The organism is Paenibacillus sp. FSL H7-0357 (assembly GCF_000758525.1).
In the GTDB taxonomy this organism is placed as follows: Bacteria; Bacillota; Bacilli; order Paenibacillales; family Paenibacillaceae; genus Paenibacillus_AQ.
Genome location: NZ_CP009241.1, coordinates 4,221,445 through 4,246,724, shown reverse-complemented (window position 1 = coordinate 4,246,724; position 25,280 = coordinate 4,221,445). Strand labels below are relative to the sequence as shown.

10 protein-coding genes are annotated in these 25,280 nt (G+C 54.9%); all 10 read right to left on the bottom strand.

Features of this window, described 5'->3' with window-relative positions; all coding sequences use genetic code 11:
- Genes H70357_RS18355 through H70357_RS18310 form a run of 10 tightly spaced genes read right to left on the bottom strand, consistent with a single transcriptional unit; the run spans position 1 to position 25,277 of the window.
- Positions 1-3,336 carry a non-ribosomal peptide synthetase gene (locus tag H70357_RS18355; protein WP_038592472.1) on the bottom strand — a complete coding sequence of 1,112 codons (3,336 nt, stop codon included), beginning with the start codon at positions 3,334-3,336 and terminating at the stop codon, positions 1-3.
- A gap of 16 nt (positions 3,337-3,352) precedes the next feature.
- Positions 3,353-4,984, bottom strand: a complete 1,632-nt coding sequence (locus tag H70357_RS18350; RefSeq protein ID WP_052092109.1) for a non-ribosomal peptide synthetase — start codon at positions 4,982-4,984, stop codon at positions 3,353-3,355.
- Positions 4,981-6,303, bottom strand: a complete 1,323-nt coding sequence (locus H70357_RS18345) for an ACP S-malonyltransferase (protein WP_038592469.1) — start codon at positions 6,301-6,303, stop codon at positions 4,981-4,983. The genes H70357_RS18350 and H70357_RS18345 overlap by 4 nt, the downstream gene beginning before the upstream one ends.
- A 37-nt stretch (positions 6,304-6,340) precedes the next feature.
- Positions 6,341-7,468: an acyl-CoA dehydrogenase family protein gene (locus H70357_RS18340; protein WP_052092108.1), complete on the bottom strand. Its 1,128-nt coding sequence runs from the start codon at positions 7,466-7,468 to the stop codon at positions 6,341-6,343.
- Positions 7,468-7,725, bottom strand: coding sequence for an acyl carrier protein (locus H70357_RS18335; protein ID WP_038592466.1), 258 nt, complete (start codon positions 7,723-7,725; stop codon positions 7,468-7,470). The genes H70357_RS18340 and H70357_RS18335 overlap by 1 nt, the downstream gene beginning before the upstream one ends.
- Positions 7,726-7,744: 19 nt before the next feature.
- Positions 7,745-8,596: a 3-hydroxyacyl-CoA dehydrogenase family protein gene (locus H70357_RS18330; protein WP_038592463.1), complete on the bottom strand. Its 852-nt coding sequence runs from the start codon at positions 8,594-8,596 to the stop codon at positions 7,745-7,747.
- Between the two features lie 26 nt (positions 8,597-8,622).
- The gene (locus H70357_RS18325) at positions 8,623-13,074 is read right to left on the bottom strand and encodes a type I polyketide synthase (protein ID WP_038592460.1); all 4,452 of its coding nucleotides are present in this window, start codon (positions 13,072-13,074) and stop codon (positions 8,623-8,625) included.
- A 4-nt stretch (positions 13,075-13,078) separates the two neighbouring features.
- Complete coding sequence (locus H70357_RS18320; RefSeq protein WP_038592457.1) at positions 13,079-22,996, bottom strand: hybrid non-ribosomal peptide synthetase/type I polyketide synthase; 9,918 nt, start codon at positions 22,994-22,996, stop codon at positions 13,079-13,081.
- Positions 22,997-23,007: 11 nt separating this feature from the next.
- Positions 23,008-23,715, bottom strand: a complete 708-nt coding sequence (locus H70357_RS18315; protein ID WP_038592454.1) for a thioesterase II family protein — start codon at positions 23,713-23,715, stop codon at positions 23,008-23,010.
- The gene (locus H70357_RS18310; protein ID WP_052092107.1) at positions 23,712-25,277 is read right to left on the bottom strand and encodes a serine hydrolase domain-containing protein; all 1,566 of its coding nucleotides are present in this window, start codon (positions 25,275-25,277) and stop codon (positions 23,712-23,714) included. Before H70357_RS18310 ends, H70357_RS18315 begins: the two co-directional genes overlap by 4 nt.
- Positions 25,278-25,280 lie beyond the last annotated feature (3 nt).

Here is a 25,280-nt window from a genome sequence, read left to right as displayed (position 1 = left end):
CTATTCCTCCTTCTCTATGGTGCTGCGAACCGCTACGGAAGGAGCTTTTTTCCGGTAACGGAGAAATGCGTTTTTTTGCTTCGCGGCCGTCTCGTAAATGTCAGTCCCCAGAGAATCGCGCGAACCTTCGCTGAGATATCCGGCAAGTGAACGGACCGTCGGGTATTTGAACAAATCCACCAGCGTCAGCGGAACGGGAAATTCCCGGCTGAGCCGGTCATGCACTTTGGCGAGCAGCAGCGAATGTCCGCCCAGATCAAAAAAGTTGTCTTCCACGCCAAAGTGCCGGAGCTGAAGAATCTCCTCCCAGACTTTTGCGATGGTTTTCTCTGCTGCGGTCTGGGGCTGTTCATAGGCGGCCCCGTTACGGGCAAGGCTCTCGCCAGGCTGCGGAAGGGCAGAAACCTCCAGCTTGCCATTGGCATTGTAAGGAATGCGCTCCAATTGAATATAAGTAGCTGGCTTCATATATGAAGGAATCCGCGACTCCAGCCAATGTGCCAATTGCTGGCCGATAATGCTCGCTTGGCTGCGGACCGTATAATACGCGATCAGCCGCAGGTTGCCTTCAAAATCGGGCTGAGGATGCACAGCCGCCTCTTCGACTTCCGGGAACGTGCACAAATGCCGCTCTACTTCACTTAGTTCAATCCGGTACCCGCGGATTTGGACCTGCCGGTCGCTGCGGCCGATAAAGGCAAGCTCGCCGCCGGGGAGCAAATATCCGGTATCCCCTGTCAGAAGCAGCCGCTCGCCTTGGCGGAATGGATGGGGAACAAATGCCGCTTCGGTCAAGTCACGACGATTCAAATATCCACGGGCCAATCCGTGTCCAGAGATGCAGATTTGTCCCTTGACCCCAATCGGAACCGGCCGTAGATGAGAGTCCAGCACATAGACTTGCTGATTGGCTACCGGTCTGCCCAGTGAGGCGGAAACGGCTTGCTCCCCGTCCTGGCCGGGCTTCAGTAACTTATACGTACTGCACACGCCAGATTCCGATAGTCCATACCCGTTGGCAATGTCCATTCCGCGCAGCCTGTCCACATGTGTGGGCAGCAGAGTCTCTCCACCACTCAGAATGAGGCGAAGCAGGGAAGAAGTTCCGCCGTCGCTATTCAAGGACCGAATCATAGAGGGTACGGTGCTGAGGATCGTAATGTGATGCTGCTCCATGTAGGCCCGCAGCTTGCCCGGGTGTAGCACGGTTTCGGTATCCGGCAAGACGAGAGTCCCTCCGGCAGCCAGAATCGGCAGCGACTCTCCGATGAAACTGGCTGAAGCAACCGATGTAATGGGCAGCAGACGATCCAAGTCCGTCGCCTGGTACGATGAAAGAAAGGAGTGGACCAGATTGTCGATGCTGCGCCGCTCCAGAAGGACTCCTTTAGGAACCCCTGTCGAACCGGAAGTAAAGATGATAAAAGCGAGCGCCTGCGGCGATAATCCATTGTCCGGTCCCCGCTCGTCCTGCTCACCGAACACGGGGATCTGCTCCTCCAGCAAGATTACCCGTTCTGGCGGGAGTGACAGCAACTCGGAATGGACGGCATCACTAAGTGCATACACGTCGCCAAGCTCCTCCACCATCTGCTGGATACGTTCCCGGGGCATCGCAGGATCAACGGGCACCACGGCTCCCCCTGCTTTGGATACGGCTAGTGCAGCCGCCACAAAACGTCCCGAGGAGGGAAGGCAGACGATCACCGGCGTCTCCCCGTGCAGGCTCTTCTCCATAAGCTGTGCCGCAAGACGGTTCGCCCACTGGTTCAGGCCGCGGTAACTAAGTGTATGTTCTCCCTCAAGCACCGCGCATTTCTCTGGAGTTTGGGCAGCTCTGCGTTCGATCCACCTTATAAATCCATGTTCCGGTACTGGTTGCTCCGTTTCGTTCCATGACCGTAAAATCATCTTCTCTTCTGAGGCCTCCAGCAGATTGAGCCGTCCAAGCGTCTCCTGCGGATCGTCCAGAGCTGCCACCGCCAGCCGGATAAAATGCCCGATCATTCGTCTCATCGTTGCTCTTGTGAACAGATCGGAGCTGAATTCAAAAGTCCCCCGCAGTGCTCCGTCATCCTCCCAGCAGGATACGGACAGATCATTCTGGGCAATCCCGATGTCCAGCGGGACGGCTGATAAGCAGAGACCTTGCGCTTCCATAACAGGTATCTCCAGATTATCGAGCTGGAACATGGTCTGAAAGACGGGCTGTACGCTTCGCTCGCGGTCCGGGTTCAGTCTCTCGACAAGCAGATCGAACGGCAGGTCCTGATGGTCAAAAGCCAGCAAAGCCTCTTCCTGAACGCTCCTTGCATAGTCTATAAAAGACAGGTCGTCCCGCGGCTGCGTACGGACTACCACAGTATTCACGAACATCCCTATCAGCGGCTCCACCTCGGTTCTTGTCCGTCCGGCTACCGGCGTTCCGACAAGCAAATCTTCTTCTGCACAGTACCGGAAGAGCAGCGTCTTGAAGACGGTCAGCAGGAAATGAAACACCGATAAGCGTTCCTTCCGGCAAAAGCTGCCAATGCGCTCATACACGTCTGGCTCTATCCGAAACGACTCCATACCTCCCAAGCCCGACATGGAGCTTGGCCGTTTAAAATCGGCGGGTATGTCCAGCATAGGAGGCGCGCCTTCCAGCTTGTCCAGCCAGAATGCCATATCCCGTGCATACGCCGTCTCTTCCCTCCGGCTCTCAAGCCACCGTACATAGTCCCGGTACTGGATCGTAAGCGGCTGCAAGTCTGGTGCTGTCCGGTTCAACTCTGCTTCATACAGATGTGTGAAGTCACGAAGGAGAATCCCCTTGGACCAGCCGTCCGCTACAATATGGTGCATGCGGATGATCCAGATATGCTCCTGCTCACTCACCTGCAGCAGTGTAAAAGAAATTAGCGGATCATGCTCCAGGTCTATCTGACTGCCTGCAATACGTGTGATTTCGGCATGCAGCCATTCGGAAGAAGCGGCTTTGCCACCGCCCTCCGCTCCCACTACTTCAAAAGCTAAGTCTCCTGCGTGAGGACAAGCGAACGGTTCGCCCTGGTGCAGTCTGTAATTCACGTTCAGCAGTTCGTGGCGCTCCAGCAGGGAGCGCAGTGCTGCCCGCATGCAGTCTGTGTCGAGGTTCCCTTCGATCTTCAGCACCGCGCTGTTATTGAAGGCGGCGCTGCCCGGATGCAGCTGCTGGAGGAACCAGATCCCGCGCTGCGCGGGGGACAAGCTGAAGGAACCAGATTCTCCTGTACGGGGAATTGTGGTGTGCTTGTGCCCCGGAACTGAAATGCCTTTGTTGCGCAATAATCTGTCATACAGCTCATTGTTTATCATCTTCCGTTCCGCCCCCTTAGCTTTGTGCGGCCTTACCTCCGTGGATGGCAAGCAGGAGGCTCCGGTCTGCCTTGCCGTTTGGTTTCAGTGGAATTCCATCCATCCAGATGATCTCTGTCGGAATCGCATACGCAGGCAAATACATAGCAAGCTCGGCGCGCAGCGCCCGCAGCTTGTCCTGTTCCGGAATGGGCTCCGCGTCTACAGCTGCAACCACAAAGGCGGTTAGGAATTGTTCCCCGGCATCCCCTATGCGCACCCCGGCAACGGCGGTTTTTACATGGGCTGCACGGAGCAAACAACTCTCCACTTCACCCAGCTCAATGCGGAGTCCCCGCAGCTTGATCTGATCGTCCTCCCGTCCGGCGTACATGACCTCCCCCTCCATAGTCCATGAGGCGAGATCGCCTGTACGGTACATGCGCTGTCCGGGTTCATAGGGATTGGGCACGAATCTCTCCAGCGTTAGCTGTGGCTGGTTCAGATATCCGCGTGCCAGACCCACACCTGAGATATATAGCTGTCCCGTCTCTCCAATGGATGCAAGCGTCAAATCATCCCTCAGAATATACAAGCGGATGTTGTCAATGGGGCGTCCGATGGGAACTGGCTGGTCCAGAGCATCCCGTTCACAGACATGATAGGTGACATCAATCGCCGCTTCCGTAGGACCATAGAGATTGATCAACTTCACTTCTTGTCCGGGCGGGAAGGTATGATAGAACTGACTGACCAGCGGGACGGTCAACGCTTCTCCGCTGCAAAAGACATAACGCAGGCTGCGCAAGCGTTCCAGTGCAAAATCGCTGCCGATATATTCAAGGAACAAACGCAATACGGAGGGAACAAAATGAATGACAGTGATCCCTGTTTTCTCGATCAGTCTCACGAACATGCGCGGATCATTCTCTTTGCGAGGCTGCAGAAGACAGACCGCAGCGCCAGCGGTTGACCACCAGACCAGTTCCCAGACCGAGACATCAAACGTATACACTGTTTTTTGGAACAGGATATCTTTGTGGGTAATGGGGAAGGTTTTTTGCATCCATTCGATCCGGTTGGTCAAGGCATCATGTTCCACAAGCACACCCTTGGGGTTGCCGGTGGAACCGGAAGTATAAATTACATAAGCCAGGTCACCTGGCTCTGGTCCGTCCGGCAGATTCGTCTCGGGCAGATCACGGTCTGCCAGACTATCTAGCGGGACCCATTCTGCTGTTGCAGGCAGCACAGACGGACGGGAAAGGCCTCCCTCCGTAATGACCCAGCCCGGGGCGCTGTCAGACAGCATGGTCTGCAGCCTCATAGGCGGACTCTCCAGATCCAGCGGCAAATACGCGGCTCCGGCTTTGAGTACTCCGTATATGGCAACCAGCATGTCAAAAGAACGTTCAAGCATTAAGGCGACAATCGACCCGTTTCCGGCACCGCTTGACCGTAGCTCATGAGCCAGCCGGTTCGCCGCACGGTTCAATTCCCCGTAAGTGTAGATTGCCTCCTTCACGTATACAGCAGGTGCGAGCGGCTGCTCCGCCACACGTGCTTCAAACTGCTGGACAATGGTGGTGTCCTGTGAATAAGGCGCAGCGGTATCGTTAAAGCCGCACAGCTTATGCAGCAATTCGTTCTCTACAGTAGGCAGACTCATTCCGGTTCCCTCCTTGCAATGGCAGTAATCTCTGCTTGCCGCTCCACACCGGTCTTTTCCTTGATCTGCAGCCATCGAAGCTCCCGTTCACTGTCCGGGGTACGCTTATCTTCAAACACGGCCTGCAGCATGGATATTGCCAGGGCAAGATGCTCTTCTCCAAGTGCTATTTCCCCTTGATCAAGCTCATGCTTCATCTGTTTGACTTGCGTATACAGCTCCAAGGACGGCATAACCGGAACATCAGCCTGGTTGTTATTGCGGGTGGTCATGGCATGGGTGAGACACATGCTTATTGCTTTAAGCCGCAAATCTGCGGCAGGCGGGCTTGTCTCAGCCTTGTGCCTGGGCACAGGAGTGAATGAAGAAGCGGCTATGTGATCTCTAATGGTCATCCGGTCCACCTTTTCATCATGGGCATATACACGGGTCTGCTCAGAAATTTCGGGCATCAGTGTTTTGAGGATGTTTTGCGGACCCATTTCAATGAATGTCTGAACACCGTTCTCCAGCAGATACATGATGGAGTTCTGCCACAGCACCGGTTTGTATAGCTGCTGCGCCAGCAGCCCCCGCATCTCCTGGATAGATGTATAAGGCCGTCCGGTTACATTGGACAGAAGCTGACATGCCGGAAGGCTCCAGTTATACTTGAGCAGTTCCTCCGTCATTTCAGCGGCTCTCGGCTGCATTAGAGCACAATGATAAGGGGCGCTTCCGATCAAGTGGCTGATCTGTGCATTATCTGACGCTTCTGTTACCCGCTGCTCCAGCTCGACCAGTGCAGCGTCTTGACCGGAAACCGCGATCTGGCTGCGGGAGTTCTGACAGGCAATGCTGACCTCCCGCCCCTCGGCTTGCAGTTTCAGGCACAGCAATGCGACTTGTGCAGGATCAACCGATTTCATAATACTCATGGCGCCGTCCGTGGCTTCCATAACCGCTTCCGCCAGTCGGGCACGGAAGCGGACCAGCATCAGCCCGTCCCTGAAGGACAAGGCACCGCTGCAAATTAGTGCGGAATATTCGCCCAGACTGTGTCCCGCCATGTAGGCTGGAAGCGGTCCGCCTTGCTCCCGGTATAGGCGGTAATGGGCAACACTCGCCGCACAGATAGCCGGCAGCATATGCCCGATTCGGTTCAGCTTCACCGTACTGCCCTCCATCATCAGCCGGGATAATTCAAAACCGAGAATGTCATCTGCCTCATGCAAGGTGTCCTGCACCATGCGCGAGGATTCATAGAGGCTCCGCATCATTCCTTTATATTGGGACCCTGATCCAGGGAATAATAAAGCCAGGTCTGCTTGATTGTTCATCCGATCCTCACCCTTCTGCCAAAGATGCGGCATAGTGTCACAAACGGAAGGTGCGTGCGATTTGCAGCTCATGCATCTGTGAAGTCCCCTCAATAATCTCCATAATCTTGGCATCCCGGTAGAACCGTTCTACCGGATTACCGCTCATACAGCCTGAAGCGCCGTGTATTTGCAGGGCATGATCTGCTGCATGGACAGCCGTTTTGGAAGCATGGTACTTGGCGACCAAGGTCTCTGTGATGGCCGCCGGATCACCCTGCTCCCGCAGTCTCCCGGCGGCGGCACACAGCTCGCGGGCGGCTTTGGACTCGGTAATCATTTCGCTGAGCATCTTCTGCACAAGCTGATGCTTGCGTAGGGGTTCACCGAACTGGAACCGCTCACCGGCATACTGGATGCTTTGCTCCAGACAGGCCTGTGCCAACCCGACGCTGCCGCAGGCGGTGGTGTAACGGCCTTCGTCCAGCGCATAGTTCGCCACATGAGTGAAGCCGAAGCCGATTTTGCCAACCAAATTATCCACAGGCACACTGCAATGCTCGAAGGTCAGCTCGGCAACCATATTGGCTCTCAGCCCCATCAGCCCCCGCATTGGATCAATCTGCAAACCGGGAGTTCCCCGTTCCACCAGTACAGCGACCCCGCGCCCGTTCAAGCGGGCGAACACCAGGAACAAATCGGCGATTTGCCCGAGCGTGATATACTTTTTGCGGCCATTCAGGATGATTTGTCCATCTTCCTGAACCGCTTCCGTCTCCAGCTTGGCAATATCGCTGCCCACCATCGGTTCGGTGATTGCAATCGCCGGAATTACCCTGCCAGCCGCGATGGCGGGCAGCCATTTTTGCTTCTGGGCTTCCGACCCAAATCGCGCCAGCGGTTTGCAGACCATGCCGAACACAGTACAGGCATTCTGCACCGAGGCATATCCGCGGCCCAACTCCTCATGAATGGCGCCAAGTGTGGCGTAGTCGACGGCAGTTCCCCCATATTTTTCTGGAATCGCAAGGCCTGTAAGTCCTTCGGCTGCCATCTCAGTGAACAATGCGCGCGGAATCTCCTGCTCCTGATCCATCTGGGCGGCCTGCGGCAGGATGTGCGTGTCAACAAACTGGCGGATGGCAAGGGCGGTAGGGACGGAGGTCGCTTTTAGCGGCGTAGTCATTAGATTTCAGCTCCCGTAGGTTGATGGCGTTCAATCAGAACTACCAGATCGTGGACTGTCTTGATATTGTCCATATCCAAATCCTCTTCTTCCAGCTCCAGATGAAAGGTCTTCTCGATGAACATAATCAACTGGATCATGAACAGGGAATGCACAAGGCCCAGCTCCAGGATGTTATCGTCCTCCTTAAGTTCCTTGGTACGCAGCGAGCGGGTAAGAAATGTAGTCACCTGTGCTTTGATTTCCTCATGATTCATAGGGATCAGCCTCCTGTAATCAATTGTAAGAATAAAAACCCTGACCGGATTTCATACCGTGAAGCCCGGCATCGACCATTTTTTTGAGCAAGGGACAAGGGCGGTATTTACTGTCGTTATAACCTTCGTACAGCACATCAAGTGACTTGAGAATGGTGTCCAGACCAATGAGGTCGGCTGTCTGCAAGGGGCCCATCTTGTGCCCGAAACACTGTTTGAACAAAATATCAATGTCCTCCGAGGAAGCCACCTGCTCCTGCACCATGAAGATGGCCTCATTGACAAAAATCATCATCGCCCGGTTCGTCACAAACCCGACCGAGTCGTCAACGACTACACTTTGCTTGCCGAGGGTTCCCAGCATTTCCTGCGTCATCTGCAGCGTCTCCGGGGTGGTATGGTATCCTTTGATGACTTCTACCATAGGTTTGAGCGGCACCGGATTCATGAAATGAATCCCGACAACCCGCTCGGGGCGTTCCACCAATGCGGCAACTCGTGTGATTGAAATCGCCGACGTGTTGACCCCCAGAATACAATCCTTCGCGCAGACCTTGTTAAGCTGTTCGTATACCGTCTGCTTGATTTCCCAGCTCTCGGTCACATTCTCCACCACGAACGAACACGCAGCGAGGTCTTCGATCTCCTGGGTGAAGTGGATGCGGTCCAGCACCACCTCGGCACGTTCCCGCGGGGCCACGCCCGTCATCATTTTCTGAAAACGAAGGCTCTCCCGGATCTTCTCCCGGGTTCGGCGCATCTGCGCTTCGGATATATCTACAACTACCGTGTCGTACCCTCCTTGAGCGAAGACCTGGGCTACGCCGCTTCCCATCACACCTGAGCCTACAACGCCAATCCTCTGTTCCATCGTTCTTCCTCCGTCCTGAATTCTGCTCACTGTACACCTTCATAGGTCAGCCGTTGATATTCCCGGTAGGCATCTGCAATGTCCGCTACGGTTCCGGCATCACCCCACTCGCTCACCAGGCTGTGGATCATCCCTTCCACCGTTGGATTCTCCATCACGGTACGAAGCGGCAGTTCGGCGCGAAACACATCCTTGATTCGTGACAGGAGTCGTGTCAGAAGCAGCGAGTGTCCACCCAAATCGTAAAAATGGTCATCCACACCTACCGGATGTACTCCAAGCAGTTCGGCGATAATCTCACAGATGATAGCCTCCTGCTCCGTCACTGGAGGTTTGTATGCTCCGAGATAAGCCGGGCGCTCGCGACTGCCCACAGCATCGTAAGGATGGGCGGAGGGATGGGATTCCGCCGGAAGTGGCTGTCCCTCTGAGGCGATCTTCAACCGGAATATTGGTGGCTGAGCAGAGATGATAGCCCGGCTGATCTGTCCCCGTATCGGCCACAGTTGCTCATATAAGGCATATTCCTGTTCCCGGGTAATGCCCGGACCCGGGGCTGGAGTGTTGCGGATGAAATCCCGGCTCAGCGACAGCCAGGGGATATTCCCGCTGCCCGCATCTTCCGCAGCGGCATCAAGCACGCCTGCTGCCGCTGCCAGTTCGGTGAGGCCCAGTCCGCCAACTACGGAAGACAAGGAAGATAATAGCCAGCCAAAACCGATCTCAGCATCATAGCTCTGCAGCAGCTTGTTCAGTTCCTGGAAGGTGCGGGGCGACGGAACCTTGGGGTTCGCCGCCGCAGACAACGCCGCAAGTGTCTGCCATTCCAAGGCTTGCAGCTCCGGTTCGTATACCACCCCGTCAATCCGGCCGCAGATTCCAGCCGCTGCCGCAATGGCCTGACGAAGCTGATCTGATCCTAGACCTTCGGACGCTATGACCTCCACACCAGGCCGGGCTGCCAAAAAGCTGCGGATCAACTCCGCGCCACCAGCGGCAGAGACAACCAGATAAACCTCCCCGGGTGTTGCTGCCGCTGTTTCGGGGAAGATAGCAGGCTCTCCCAAATGGATTGGAGCTGTAAATGGTTCAAAAGCTTGCACCAGCCGCGTCCCGCCCCGGTAAGCGGCTACTATCGAAGTGCCGGGGGGCGACATTAGCTCCAGCCAAAGCTTGTCTGTCAGACGTCTTTCGGGCTCCTCAGGCTGGAAGTCAACCAGCCGGCCATTCCAGCCGGGCTGCTCCTGGCCCAAGGTCAGGATCGGCCCAAGGATGGCCCGTCGTTCCGCCTCACCTCCTCCTGCTCCGAAGATCGTAAAGATCCGGCTGGCCGCCACCGTTAGCTGGACTTGGACTCCGCAGAGATCCTTATCCAGGGCAGGGACTAGATGAATGAGCGACAGGTATCCGCGCTCGGCTGCTGCTGCTCCCGTCATCTCTGCAGCGGACGGAATTCCGGGCTGCGGCTGCTCTTCCAGCATCCAGGCATGGAGAATGCGGTTGATGACAATGCCGTCCCTTCGCAGGTCACCGGCGAGCTGCTGGTAATCCCCGGCATGGACCGGATTCAGCTCGATCAGATCCGGTGCTAGCCGTCGATACTGCGCGGCAGCCAGCACCTCGATACAGCGGTCTCCCTGTTCAACAAGCCGTTCTGTACATCGCTTGACTGCCCGGCCTTCTCCCCGCAGAATGAGCCAGGTTAGAGGATGCGAACGGGTATTATTTGGTGCGTCCGGGAGCGGCTCCTGCTTCCATGCAGGCAGGTAGAGCAAGGAAATGTCCTGCTCCGCCGTTGCAGCCCGGAGCGGCCCTGGAAGCGTTGGCCGAGGCAGATAGGTCTGCCGGTCAAAGCTGTACATAGGCAGGGGCAGCCGCCGGCGGGACTGCGGCGGATAGAGCTGCTCCCACTGGACGGGTACCCCGGCCAGCCATAGCTGGGACAAGGTCTGCACGAAAACGACTGCTTCACTTGTTGCTGCCGTGGCTCCCAGGCTGGACAGCACCAGGCGGTCACTTCCGGTCTGAGCTTTCGCCAGACGGCATAACGTCTGGCCTGGGCCTATTTCAAGTAAGACATTGTCCTCATTGGCTAGACAGCCGCTGATCATCGCCGAGAAGTTCACCGTCCCGCGAAGCTGCGCGGTCCAATACTCGGGATTCACTGCCATCTCGCTAGTGACAGGTTCCCCGGTCAGACAGGAATAGAACGGCAGCTCGGGTGTATTCAGGTGTTTGGAGCGGAGCACTTCGCCGAACGGCTCCAGAATGGCATCCATCCGTGCAGAGTGGAATGCGTGAGAGGTGTTCAGCCTTGTCGTGAAAATCCCCGCTCGGCTCCACTCCTCCTGACGCTGCCGCAGCTTTTCTTCGTCGCCTGAGAATACGCATAACCCCGGCTGGTTAATAGCTGCGAGCGATATGTCTGCACTGACATACCGGCCAGCTTCAGATGCAGGAATAGCTGCGGCTAACATCATTCCACCTGGAGCGGACTGCATCAGTCGTCCGCGAGCCACAACAATATCGAGAGCATCCTCAAGGGTGAAGACCCCGGCGAGTGTTGCCGCAACATATTCCCCTATGCTGTGTCCCACCATGTGTGAAGGGCGGACACCAAGCTTCATCCAGGCACGGGCAAGCGCATATTCCAAAACGAACAATGCGGGCTGAGCAAGCCAGGTCTGGTCCAGCTCCGAATCGGAGGAAGTGCCGGCAAGAGTCAGAGCTTCTGCCTCCGCCACGCCGATATAGCGGCGGATATCAAGGCCAAGCTTCGGCCGCAGCAGCTCCGACAGCCGGTCCACTTCCTGGCGATAGGACAGATGGCGCTGGTACAGCTCTGCGCCCATCCCCATGACTTGCGAGCCTTGGCCCGTGAACATGAACACCACCGGACGGTTGATACGCTCCTGAGAAGATCGAATCATTCCAACACCTTCAGAACCTCTTAGAAGGCGGACAGCCTCTTCCGTCTGCACTGCAGTACAGGCTAGCCGGTATTTGAATTGCCCCCGTCCCATTTGCAGCGTGAACGCAACATCGGCCAGCGGTACGCTACTTGACTTGTTCTCCAAATGGTCTGCCAATTCGCCTTGCATCCGCTCCAGGGCAGCAGGGCTTTTGGCCGAGAGAAGCAGAACAGCCGGAAGCTCCGCCGGCTCACTGAGCGCCCGGATTGGCGGCTCCTCGAGAACCAGATGGACATTGGTGCCGCCAACGCCAAACGAACTGATGCCTGCGCGGCGCGGCAGCTTCCCTCTAGGCCACGCCACGGGTTCCCGGCTGAGGTAAAAGGACGACTTCTCCATCTCCAGCAGCGGATTGGGTTCAGCATAATTGGCTGTCGGCGGAATCATCTGCCGTTCCAGAGACAAAGCGGTCTTGATCAAGCCGGCAATCCCGGCAGCAGCATGAAGATGTCCGATGTTGCCCTTGACCGAGCCGATGGGCCGGTGCTGGCTCTCCTGCCCGAACACTTGCTGTAAGGCGGTAAATTCAATCGGGTCACCGACTTTGGTGCCGGTACCGTGGGTTTCGATGTAACCGGCGGTATCCGGTTCAATATCTGCAAGGTTCCAGGCCGAGCGGATGACCTCCTTCTGGCCCTCCAGGCTGGGGGCGGCAAAGCCTACTTTTCGACGCCCGTCATTGTTGCTCGACGAGCCTTTAATCACGGCATAGATATGGTCGCCGTCATCTATAGCTTCCGAGAGGCGCTTAAGCACCACCGCGCCTGCGCCTTCTCCGAAGATGGTGCCATCGGCCCGGCTGTCAAAAGGGCGGCAAACGCCACTTTTAGAATAAATAGTGCCCTCCTGGTAGAGATAACCCGACTTGCCCGGCTGCTCCAGCGTTACCCCTCCGGCAATAGCCAGATTGCAGTCTCCAAGCAGGAGACCCTGGCAAGCCAGATGGACTGCTGCGAGTGAGGTTGAACAGGCGGTGTACAGGGTGTAGCTGGGTCCCGTCAGATTGAGCTTGTAGGAAATCAGTTGGCTTAAGAAATCCTTACTCGACACGATGCCCGACTCCAGCACATCTTCTCCGTCTCCGTGACGGGACAGATGATCACTCGTCCATTTCAGGTCGAGCGGGGCTCCGGCATACATGCCAATTTGGCCGTCATAGCGGTCGGGGTGATAGCCCGAATTCTCTAGCGCATGATAGACAATTTCGTGGAACAGACGGATCTGGGGGTCCATGTTCTCGGCTTCCCATGGAGCATATCCGAATAAAGAAGCATCAAAATCGTATACGTTGCCCAGGTAAGGCTTCGCTTTGACGTAATCAGGATGGCTCAAACGTTCTGGAGAAATCCCTTGTTCCCGAAGCTCTTCGAAGCTGAATTGGGTTACGGAGGATGCGCCCTGCATCAGCAGATTCCAATAATCCTCGATATTATCCGCGCCCGGGAATTTACCGCTCATGCCAATGATGGCAATCTCAAGTCCGGTCTCTGCGGTCTCTTCACTCATCACGTCACCTTCTTCCCTTGATGGACTCCAGTGTTTTCAAGCGGCTTGCTTTTCTTTTGCGGTCTTCGGAATCTTTGAGAACCTCGCTCTTGTCCGTCTGGTCTTCCCTGTCCGCGAACAAATAGGCATCCAGCAGATGAATCGTCGGGTAGGAGTACATTTTGACAATTGAGGTATCTTTGACGGACAAAGCATTGATTTGGGCATTAATCTGAATCAGGTCAAGTGAGCTTGCTCCCGCTTCGAAAAAATTGTCATGCAGCCCGATCGCCTCCAGCTCCAGATAGTCCATGAACAGTTCTGCCAGCTTCTTCTGCGTCTGTGTAAGCGGTGGTGCATATTCGGTGCTGTTAGCCGACCGTTTCCGCTTGCGTCCCGCAGGAAGAGGCTTATTAGCAGGTCTTATCCCCTCCGGCGTGTTAGCCTCAAGTAAGGAATACCGGGTGTTCAGGTCGGTCGTTGACAACAGCCACTGAACGTGGGACAACTCTGCACTCATGACTTTGGTTAAAATATGCTCAAGCACTTCCATTCCTTCAGCATTGGTCATTCCATCCTGGAGCTGCACCGTCTCCGGCTTTTGAGCTGCAGCATGTTCCTGGGTAATGACGATTTTGCCGATATGCTTGGCCGATGCCATATACCGGAAAGCCTCTTCCGTATCTGCGAACCGGTAGGGGATCACAGGCAGCGGTGTAAAAGTGCCTTCTTCCACATGCCGGGCAATCTCGCGGAAAAGCTTTGTGTAGCCGCGCAGGCCACTGTCCATGCTGATGGCTGACACAGAAATTCCTTTCTCGAAAATCCGCATCCCCAGCTTGCTGTTCTCCATAATGTCCTTTACGCCCATTTCCAGAAATCTGCCATGCGGGGCCAATAAGGAAAGGCCTTTTTCGACAGCCTCTCCCGTCAGGGAATTCAGAACCACGTCTACACTTCCGGCAGACTCACGGATTTGGTCGGCAAAAGCAAGATCCCGAGAGGAGTACACATGGGAGATACCCAGGGAACGCAGGTAGTCTCGTTTCTCTTCGGTGCCGGCCGTTGCATAAATCTCCGCTCCAGCCCACTGGGCGATTTGCACGGCTGCCAGACCCACGCCGCCTGTTGCCGTATGAATCAGCACTTTCTCGCCCAAGGAGAGCTGTCCGCGGATAATCAGCGCGTAGTATGCTGTCATAAAGGCAATCGGCAGGGTTGCCGCTTCAGCAAACGATATCCGGGTAGGCTTGCGCACCATCGAGCTTGCCGGCACACGCGCGTATTTGCCCAAGCTTGCTCCGGCTATCGCCATCACTTCATCTCCAGGCAGCCAACCGGTTACGCCTGCCCCCACCCTCGTTACCGTCCCGGCGCATTCCAGGCCGAAGCTGAAACCATAGGAATCCGGCAGCTTAAGCACACCGAGTGCATACAGCACTTCCTTAAAGTTCAGGCCGTTAGCCGCCACTCTTATCTCTACCTCATCCGGTCCCGGAGGCATCCGGTATTCAGACAGGATATGCAGGCTGTTCAGCTCACCTGGTACGGCTAATCCCAGACGATAATTGCCGACCGCAGGCAACATTCCTTCGCGTTCCAAAGGCAACTTGTCTGACAGCGACTGGTCACGGACTTTTCTCATGACATATTCTTCAATCTCCATGAGTACACTGCCTTCCAGATCAGTGATGAGGCAGGTATACGTCCGGGCTTCTTCACTTTGTTCCCCTTCTTGCACAATGGTGCAGAGATTAGCAGGAAACGGCCGGAGAATCTGGAGGTTCTTATACGCAAAAGGCAGATAAGCACGGCTGTCCTCCGTTTGTTCGTTGAGCAGGCTCGTTGCCCGGTCCATCAGAGCGGGATGAACTCCGTAATCAGCCGAGTCCCTTGCCAGATCCTCTGGCAATGACAATTCGGCAACAGCTTCATTCTCGTTTCGGAAGACCCGGCGCATGTTGTTCCAGTGAGGGCCATATTGCATGCGTACCTTCGTGCCTTCCTCGGATCGTTCTGCTTCTACAGGAACCGTTGCTGCCAGTAGGCAGTTATGGAGCTTATTGAGCTCTGTGTCGCTGAGTGTCCGATCAGTCTGCTCTTCCCGGCGCTCCGCGCAGCCTTTGGCATGTTGTACCCATTTTCCTGCCGCTCCTATGGAGGACATGGAGAATTCCCAGCCGCTGCTATTCTTGGACCATAGCGTTCTTAGCTCACACATCTCTTCGACCACAAGCGGCTGTACAAAAAACAGTTCTACAATGTTCAGGCCGGTATCTCCGGTTAACTCTTCAAACGATGCCCTGAGAATCTCTACATAACCTGTTCCCGGTAAAATGGAGGAACCGAGCATCCGGTGGCCGTCCAGTACCCAATGATGCTCTGCCGACAATCTGGACACATAAACCGTCTGCGTCTCCCCTGCCGCCTCACTTTTGGAGGTCAGCAGCGGGTGGGAGATGCGCAGCGGAAGGTCCGTAAGCCCTTCTTTGTAGGCTGGGGTATCCAAATCGTCTTTGTCGGACCCGTTAAATCGGTTCATAGCCTCAACAGCCATCCCCGTCTCCTTCCATGCATCCCAATCCATGCTGACTACGCGCATTCCAGACGACTCCCCGGCATGTGCACGGGCGAATCCGTCCATAAAGGCATTGGCCGCTGCGTACCCACTCTGCCCGAAAGCACCGAACGTGCCGCTGATCGAAGAGAACAGCAGGAGAAATGCCGGTGGCTGCTGCATATCTGCAAGCACCTCATATAAAGCTGTGGTACCTGCGATTTTGGGCCGCAGCACCGCTGCGATTTGTTCTCTTGTTGCGATGTGGATCATGCTTCCATCCGGCACTCCTGCGGCATGGAATACTCCGTCCAGCGGGCCGAAGCGCTCCGCCGCTGCGCAAATGACGCGTTCCATCGATGCTCGGTCAGCGACATCGGCATATTCCACATGCACCTGTGCTCCGCTCACACTTAGCTGCTCCAGCCGCTCCTGTACCGGATGCGGCTTGCGGCTAACCAGTACAAGCCTGGCCTGATATTGACTAGCAAGATAATCGGCGAGCGCAAGGCCGATTCCGCCAAGTCCGCCAGTGATCAGGTACACCGCTCCCTTGCGCAAAGCGCCAGACGGAAGGGTTCTCCGGGGAAGGGGCACCCGGATGAAGCCGTGTTCATATCGGTGTGAGGACCGCAGCGCTTGCCGTGTGGGAAGCGGGCAAGCCTTACCCTCCGACCCTTCGAAAGGCAGTGTCAGCAGAAGTCCGGAATTCGCGGCGGCGGAATCCTTATCGAGATCCAATGTATGCACCCGGATATGTGGATACTCCAGCGGGATAACGCTGGCTACTCCAAGCAGGGTAGCTTTTAGCGGATCTACAATGTCGTTCGAATGGACCCGTTCCATTTGATTTGTGACCAGTGTAAGATCCAGCGTCTTCCCTTGCGCGGCTACAGCGGCCGCACGAACCAGTTCCAGTACACTGTACAGGCAGCGGTTAAGCACCTCAATGCCGGCAAGATTCTCCCCGTTTCGACCGGACGCTACTTGGGCCTGAACCAAGGTTTCGGCTTGTTCCAACCCAAGACTCCACAGATGAATGATCCGTTCGGGCGGCTGTATCCCGGCTTCGGCAAGCACATCAAACAATTGAGCATAATGGGCCGGGTTGCCGGGATCAAGGGTGTACTCAGCAGCAGACTCCCTCTGAAAGCTCCCTTCGGGGTAGACCTTGATCCAGCGGTCTCCTTGCTCCTCCAGTAACTCTGCAAGCTGGTCAGCGAAAAGGCTCCGCTCAGTGAACAACAGCACCGTCTGTCCGTTGCAGGCAGTACGTTTGTCTTCCATACTGCCCTCTTGCACACTCCAGTCCGGGGCATAAGCCCATTCTGAAACCGGACGTTTGCGGGAAAGCGAGCTGTCCGGTTGGATATTCTCTGCTTTCCCCTGCTGATATTTCCAGTAATATTGCTTCTCGAACGGGTACACCGGCAGGGAAACCCGCCGCCCTTTGCGGTTCTCAAATACTTTCTCCCAGTTGATAGCCACTCCGCTCATCCATAGGTCGCCCAAGGCCTGAAGCAGATGAACACCTGCGGCCTGTGCCTCGGAGGCTTTGGGTACTATGCTAAGAATCTTACTGGTACTGCTGATACCCGGATTTCGGCGGATCAGTTGACCCAGCGTCCGGCCCGGGCCGACTTCCAGAAATACAGGCTCAAGCTGTTCCGCCAGCGTTGTCACGCCTTCCGAGAACCTGACGGTTTGCCGGAGATGATTCACATAGTATTCAGGGTCCACCGCTTGTTCGGCTGTGATGAACTCACCCGTAACATTGGAGATATACGGAATTGCCGGAGCCGCCAATTTGATTTCTTGGAGCACTTTGCTGTAGGGGCCGAGCATCGGCTCCATCATCGCGGAATGAAAGGCATGCGATACCTGCAGACGGAACGGCTCGTGGCCGTTTTGCCGCAGTTCGGCTGACAGGGCACGGATGGATGCGGGCGGTCCCGAGACCACTGTGAGTTCCGGGCTGTTGGTCGCAGCCACGCACAGATCGGGCCATTCGCCCAGCATTGGAAGCAAACACTCATGCCCCAGGCTAATACTAATCATCTCACCGTGTTCCATCTGCTGCATTAGCGAGGATCGGCGGATCACCAGCCGGATAGCCTCCTCCAGTGTCAACACGCCTGCGATGCAGGCCGCCGTGTATTCACCGAGGCTATGCCCGATCATAGCCGCCTGTGAGATGCCCCAATGCTGCAAAAGCCGGGCCAGCGCATACTCCACCATGAACAGCAGCGGCTGGGCAATTTCGGTCTGGTCGATAGCCTTCAAAGTCGTTGCCGGCAGTGTTGACCCTCCCGAGTCCGGCCCCTGCTGCGGCAGCCAGATGGACCGCAAATCGGTCGCCAAGATCGGTGAGGCCAGCTCCAGACAGCGATCCATTTCACTCCGGAATAGCGGCTGCGTATCATACAGGTAACGTGCCATTCCTGCATGCTGGGTTCCTTGGCCCGGGAATGCGAATACTACATGCACAGCCTCCCGGATACGGGCAATGTTGCGAGTTCCGCTCTGGAAAGCACGCAGGCCGGCAGCAAGCTCAGCTGCATCCGATGCAATCCATGCCACCCGGCAGTTCAATTCTTGACGGCCTGTATTCAGCGTATAGGCGATATCAGCAAGCTGTTGCTCTTGACCTTCTGCCGAACTGAGATAACAGAGCAAGTCTTCTGTTTTTTGCAGCAAGGCTTCTTCTGTCGCAGCGGATAATAGGAACAATTCGGTTGATCCCTCACTCCGGTTCTGTCTGTTCCCATGATCTGCCGCGACGGAAAGCGGAGCCTCCTCCAGAACGACATGCGCGTTGGTTCCACCGATTCCGAAGGAGCTTACGCCAGCACGGCGCGGCGAACCTTCCGGCGGCAGCCAATCCTGAAGCGTGGCATTGACATACAATGAACTTTTGTCGAAGCCGATGGCTGGATTAGCCTGCTTATAATGCAAGCTGGGAGGCAACTGCTTGTGATGCAGTGCCAGCACTGTTTTGATGAATCCGGCAATTCCCGCAGCAGCATCGAGATGTCCGATATTGGTTTTGACAGACCCGATGGCTGTTCCAGTTCCATTGGAGGCGGGGAACAACCCGGACAAGGCCTCGATCTCGATGGGATCACCCAGTGGGGTGCCCGTACCATGTGTCTCAATGTAACTGATGGATTCCGCAGGGGCGGCTGCGGCTTCCAATGCAGCCGTCACAACCTCTAGTTGTCCCTGAACGCTAGGTGCCGTGAATCCAGCCTTGCGCGTTCCATCGTTGTTAATCGCAGATCCTTTAATAACAGCGTAGATATGATCGCCATCCCGAACAGCCTGATCCAGCCTTTTTAACACCACAAGACCCGCACCGTCGCCGCTGACTGTCCCTTTGGCATCTGCATCGAAGGCTTTGCAGTGCCCGTCCGGCGATTTAATCATGCCATCCTGGTAGGTGTAGCCCGATTTCTTGGGTACTGAGATCGACACCCCTCCTGCCAGCGCCAGATCGGACTCTCCCCGCATCAGGGAATTACAGGCTAGATGTAGCGCTACTAGAGACGAAGAACAGGCGGTTTCTACGGTTAACGACGGACCTTTCAGATTGAGCTTATATGAGATGGGCATGCTCAAGGAATGTACATTAAGATTTGCCGCCCGCCAGCGTTCTGTATCGTCCTCCAGCGAATCGAACAGGCGGTTTACCCAGTTCAAATGGACCGTTGCGCCCACAAATAAGCCAATGGCATCCTGGTACCGCATGGGATCATATCCGGCATCCTCCAGGCTCGCCCAGGCGAGTTCATGCAGAATGCGAAGCTGCGGGTCCATAAGTTCGGCCTCTTGCGGACTGTAATGGAACAATTCCGCATCGAAGTATTCGATATCCTCAAGCATCCCCTTGGCCTTCACATACATGGAGTCACGCAGCAGCGTCTCGGCAATTCCCGCAGCGCGTAATTCTTCATCGGAAAAGAACGAAATGCTCTCCTTCCCATCCCGCAGATTGCGCCAAAAACTCGTCGGATCAGCAGCACCTGGGAACCTTCCGGCAAGTCCGATAACAGCAATATCACTAGTTGTTGCTGAAGCGCCTTCCATCGGCTGTTGCTCTACTTGGGAGGGAACAGGTACATGATCGTTGTCGTTCTTCGGGCTCCCTTCGGTTTGCTTCGCGGCCATGTACGCGGCGAGCTCTCTGACCGTTGGATATCGGAATAAATCGGTTACCGACAGCTCGATACCGGTGGAGGCATTCAGCTTATCGCTGATACGGATCGTCAGGAGCGAATTCCCGCCGATATCAAAAAAGGGGTCATCAAGTCCAATCTGTTCCACCCCTAGTGCTTCCTTCCAGGCTTCCAGCACCGTGATTTCCATAAAGGCCAATGATTTTGCAGGTTTACCTCCGATGACTGAGGAAGGGAACGGCAGGTTGCGCAGCGCCTTCTTGTCAATTTTCCCGTTGATCGTCAGCGGCAGCGCAGCAAGCTGCATATAACGCGTAGGCACCGCATAGGATGGCAGCCGTTCCAGCAACGCTTTTCTTAGCGAACCTGCTTGCAGTTTGTCGCCCGCTACAAAATATGCAGCCAGCTCCTTCTCCCGGTCAGATGACTGAATAATAATAACCGTACAGTCTTCTATTCCGGACAGCCGGCTTAATTCATGTTCGATTTCTTGCAGCTCAATCCGGTATCCCCGAACCTTCACCTGATTGTCGGCTCTCCCGAGAAAATCAATATTCCCATCAGGAAGCCATCGGGCCAAATCCCCTGTTCTGTACATCCTGTACTCTGGATAAAGCGGATCGGGAATAAATTTGGCTTCGGTCAGCTCAGGGTTGTTTAGATACCCTCTTGCCACGCCTTCCAGCCCGACGCATAGTTCACCAATTGCTCCCACAGGCAAAAACTGTTGATTCCGGTCCAGAATATATGCAGTGGAGTTCGAGACAGGTCTGCCGATCGGGATTCTGGTCTCATATTCCCGTTCAATCGCAAATGTGGTGGACAGCACCGAATTCTCGGAAGGACCATAGCCATTGACGAGTGCCAAAGCCGGGCAGGCCTGTCTCACTTTGTTAATCTGCGTTGGCGACAACGTATCACCACCAATAATCAGATAACGCAGGGAATGGAACAGCGAAGCATCCACACTGGCTAATTGATTGAACAGCGGTGTAGTCATCCACATCAAGCTTATTTTCTGCTGGAGCAGCGTTTCTTTTAATACCTGAGGCATCAGCAGCTTGTCCTGAGCCATCAGGTACAGTGACGCTCCATTCAGCAGTGCCCCCCAGATCTCGAAGTTGGAGACATCGAATTCAAACGGACATGTCGGCAAAATCACATCGCTGGCGCTGAAATTCACAAACTCTGTATGCTTGACCAGCCGCACGATGCCTCTATGCTCGATCATTACGCCTTTGGGCTTTCCGGTAGATCCGGAAGTATAAACAATGCAGGCTAGACGGTGTCCGCCATCATGCGGAGAAGGGCAGCTGTCTAGCGGTGCTGGATCTTCTTTCTCAAGGATATCTTGGTAACACAGCGTATCTACATTCATGGATTTCATAAAAGAAAGCCGGCTATCCGTGTCTGACAGCATAAGCCGCATTCCTGAATCTTCGATCATGAACCTGATCCGCTCTTCGGGATAATCCGGGTGCAGAGGCACATAAGCCGCCCCGGATTTCAGAATCGCGAGCAGTCCCATGATCGTCTCCGGGCTCCGCCGAGACTCGATTCCAATGTATTGCTCCGGCCCGGCTCCAAGACGAATCAGTGCAGCGGCTACCCGGTCAGACATCCGATCAAGCTCAGCATAGGTCCACTTGACTTGCTCATGAATTATGGCAATGTTCTGGGGATGGCTCCGTGCCATCGTGGTGAACCACTGCGGAATAGATTGTTCACGGAACTGCTTCAGGGGTTCGGCGGATGACAGCAGTCCGTTCATTTTTAGTGCGTCAGGCTCCGCGATCCTAATGTCTGACACCAGTACCTCTGGCTGCGCGACAAGATTATGCAGCAGTTGCACAAAGCACTGTGACATCTGATTTACCACAAAATACTCATAGCTTTCCTGATCATAGATGAAGTCCATTTCGAAACCGCTGCTCTCCCGAATGAGCAGAGTAAGCGGATAATGAGCGTGCTCCACCATTTCAAAGGAACTGATCGACAATGGAACTTGCCCGGTTAGATCTTCCGGTACTGAGTCTGCCATCGGCTGCTCCAGCAGCACCTTATCCAGCGGATAGTTCTCCATGACCAGTAAGGTATCAAATAACTCCTCCGTACCTTGAATCCCAGCGTATTCCCGGATCTCAGACAGACCAGCCATTTCATATGGACGCCTGGCCGCGATTGCTGAATGAACGCCCGCGAAATACTCCAGAACACTTTCCATCTTTCGGCTGGAAAGACGCAGCGGCACCGTATTGATCAACAGCCCGACTATACGCCCGATGCCGGCAAGACTAACGCCCCTGCCGGATAACGTCGAGCCAAATACAATATCATCGACATGTTTGAACCTCTGGAGCAATATGCCCCACGCACCATTCATCAAGGTGGCTACCGACATGCCATTGTTTTGGCAAAATAGCCGCATTCCCGCCGCTGCCGTTTCCGGTATGTTCAGGGATACCCGTTTGAATCCCGAGCGCCGGGGTTTGTAGAACGGCTGTATCGGTTGCTTTATTTCATAATCCCGCAGGCAATCGGCCCAATACACCGCTTCCCGTTCCGGTTCGCGTGAGCTTTTGACAGCAGCCAGGTAAGCCTTCATTCCCGGCTTTGCTGAAAGGGACACTTCCTGATCTTCAGCGAGTGCCCGGTAGGCATGAAGCCATTCTTCCAGCACAATGCCGAGACTCCAGCCATCCAGCACAATGTGATGGTACGTAAGGAACAATCTGCATTCCCCGTCGAACTTACATAATACGATTCTTAGGGTTTCCCGGGTCAGGTTGAAACGTATCGTACGGTTCCGTTTGCCAATGATTTCTGCAGTTAGCTGCATCCGTTCCTCTATGCTCTTCGTCTGCTTCAGAGCCGCTTGATCTTCACTGGAAATGACGGCTTTAAATTCATCAGGGATAATTCCGCCCGTGAAATCATAGATTTCCGGCAACGGTTCACGGCTCCGAAGCACCACCTGTACAGGTGACCGGAGACCCTCCCATTTGAAAACGGACCGCAATGCGTCATTCGCACGGTAGACAGCGAGCCAGGCCTCATTGAACAGCCGGTTATCGACTTGCCCCTGCAGGCTAAGGACAAGGTGCTCCATGTATTCACTTTTGGATTCCCCCTGCAAATAATGAAACAGCATCCCTTGCTGCAGCGGCCGCAGCGGCCAAATATCCTGGACGTTGTTTTTCTCAACCTTCATCTTGGGCCTCCTCACTTATGAACGGCAAGTGCATCCTGAATGGCGGCGATCACATCATCCTGCCGGTCATGAATGAAAAAGTGGCCGCCGGGCAGATTTTTGATCACCATGCTCCCGCTGATATACTGCTCCCACTCTATCCCGTTCTCCGCAGGCATCAAGGGATCATCGGTGCCGAGCATGACCGTGCAATCCACCGGAAGCTTCACGCACCGGCCGTTACCGGCATATAACTCGTAGATTCTATAGTCCGCTTTGATGATCGGCAGAAAAACTCTCATTAGCTCCGAGTGATTAACCAGTTCCTGAGCGGTACCGCCCAGCTTGATGATTTCTTGAAGGAATAGCTCGTCCGGCAGTTTATGCAGTTGCTCCTCTCCATAACGCAGGTGTGGGGGGTTACAGCCAGAGAGGAAGACATGTACCGGAAGCGCCTGTCCGCTCTCCAGGAGCCGCACACTCAGTTCATAAGCCGCCAGTCCTCCCAGGCTGTGTCCGTACAGCGCATATGGACTCCCCTGAAGCTGGCTGCCAATATGCTGTACAAGATCGTCAATCAATTCCTCCATACTGCCGCATAGCTTGGACCCGAACCGTTTGCCTCTGCCTGGAAATTCAAGGGGTACCACTTCGATATTTTCTGGCAGCAGAGTCCTCCATTTCAGGTAGATGGCTGCTGAGCTGCCGGAATACGGAATTGTAAAAAGCTTGATAGTCATAAGGAAGCCTCCTCTTGAGTCACTTGCGGCTGTGTCCGGCGGTCCGTTTGCACCTTTGGATGTAGCGGGAACCACATTTTTAACAGTCTTAAGGCCGGGAACATCGTTCCAGTGATTGCGATCAAAATCATAGCCGGTACAATCGTAAACGGTGCCCAGACGACAATAAATCTCCAAGGATAGCCCCAAAAAAGCATTTTGGGTATATACCAGGCCACGGCCACGATAAAAACGGCTAGGATAACAAAACCGGATATCTTGACGTATAGGGCGATAGAAGGTCCCCTACGCATCCGTCTGCCACTGCGGATCAAACGCAGATCCTTGACCCATACGTAGATCATCCAGAGACAAAGAGCCGCACAAATGAGGATAATGATCCGTCCTGCGAGATTCGCCGTGTCCATAGTATCCATTGGTGCAGCGGCAGGTTTCAGATCTTGCTGCAAGGCATACAATCCCTCGCAGATGGCGTAAGTCGCCGTCGTATTCCGATTCCCCAGGACAGCAACTCCGATTTGTTTTACTGGATCAAACAAGACGTAAGAAGAGAAATTTGGATTATTGCCCCCGTGTGAATAGAGGGTATGATCTCCTTTGTTAAATACAAGCCAGCCACCGCCATAATGAAAAGGTGTCGTGTACGGAGGAGTTTCTGTTGCCTTGACCGTTTCATCGGGAATCTGCGCACGGGCAATGGCCCCCCTAAGCTCTGAAGGCGCTGCTGCCGGGTTCATCTGCAGATTCAACCAGTTGGCCATATCCTTAGCGCTTGACAAAATGTAGCCTGCGGGTGTATTCCCGCGGTAGACGGGGGCTTGATACTCTCTGTTGCTGATAAGTCCAGGCTTGTATCCTTGGGAGATTTCCTTGCCACCTTGCAAGATCGCTCTTCCTGCGGATGTTTGCTCTAAACCCAAAGGCTGCAAAACTTCAGCGGACATATAAGATTCATAGGACATCCCGCTCACAGCTTCAATAATCGCGCCAAGTACATCATAATTTCCGGTGGAGTACAGAAATTGGGTCCCCGGTTTATACCAGAGCGGGTTTTCGCTTAGTCCGCGCACCGTATTCTGGAGTGCGTTGTCTTCGGTGGACGGATCAATCAGCGCAACGGAATCACTGCCCAGTCCACTGGTCTGGTGGAGGAAATGCCCGACCGTTGGTTCCGCAGACTCCCCCTTCGCTTGCAGTGCTAACCATGGCAGATAGCGGGTTACCGGCGCTTCCAGGTCTACAAGCCCTCTTTCGACAAGCAGCAGCAGACCGACGCCGGTGAAGGCTTTACTGTTGGAGCCAAGTTCGAACAAGGTGTCCGGGGTTACCGGTATATTCCGGCTGGCGTCAGCTTTGCCATACCCCTTAACATAAGTCTTGTCACCGCGAAGCACAGCTACAGAGACACCGGGAAGATCCATCTGATCCATCAGCCTAAGCACATATTCGTCGACGGACTCAGCCGAAATCCCGCTACCAGCAGTATTTGCCGAAGCTGGCGGCAGCGCAGTTATACCAAGCAGAATACAGGCACAGAGCATTTTGATTAGCAAGCGGTTCATGCC

Bases quoted from the DNA above. Each gene is read 5' to 3' on its own strand.
- H70357_RS18355 (WP_038592472.1), bottom strand. From the start codon at position 3,336: ATGATAAACAATGAGCTGTATGACAGATTATTGCGCAACAAAGGCATT.
- H70357_RS18350 (WP_052092109.1), bottom strand. From the start codon at position 4,984: ATGAGTCTGCCTACTGTAGAGAACGAATTGCTGCATAAGCTGTGCGGC.
- H70357_RS18345 (WP_038592469.1), bottom strand. From the start codon at position 6,303: ATGAACAATCAAGCAGACCTGGCTTTATTATTCCCTGGATCAGGGTCC.
- H70357_RS18340 (WP_052092108.1), bottom strand. From the start codon at position 7,468: ATGACTACGCCGCTAAAAGCGACCTCCGTCCCTACCGCCCTTGCCATC.
- H70357_RS18335 (WP_038592466.1), bottom strand. From the start codon at position 7,725: ATGAATCATGAGGAAATCAAAGCACAGGTGACTACATTTCTTACCCGC.
- H70357_RS18330 (WP_038592463.1), bottom strand. From the start codon at position 8,596: ATGGAACAGAGGATTGGCGTTGTAGGCTCAGGTGTGATGGGAAGCGGC.
- H70357_RS18325 (WP_038592460.1), bottom strand. From the start codon at position 13,074: ATGAGTGAAGAGACCGCAGAGACCGGACTTGAGATTGCCATCATTGGC.
- H70357_RS18320 (WP_038592457.1), bottom strand. From the start codon at position 22,996: ATGAAGGTTGAGAAAAACAACGTCCAGGATATTTGGCCGCTGCGGCCG.
- H70357_RS18315 (WP_038592454.1), bottom strand. From the start codon at position 23,715: ATGACTATCAAGCTTTTTACAATTCCGTATTCCGGCAGCTCAGCAGCC.
- H70357_RS18310 (WP_052092107.1), bottom strand. From the start codon at position 25,277: ATGAACCGCTTGCTAATCAAAATGCTCTGTGCCTGTATTCTGCTTGGT.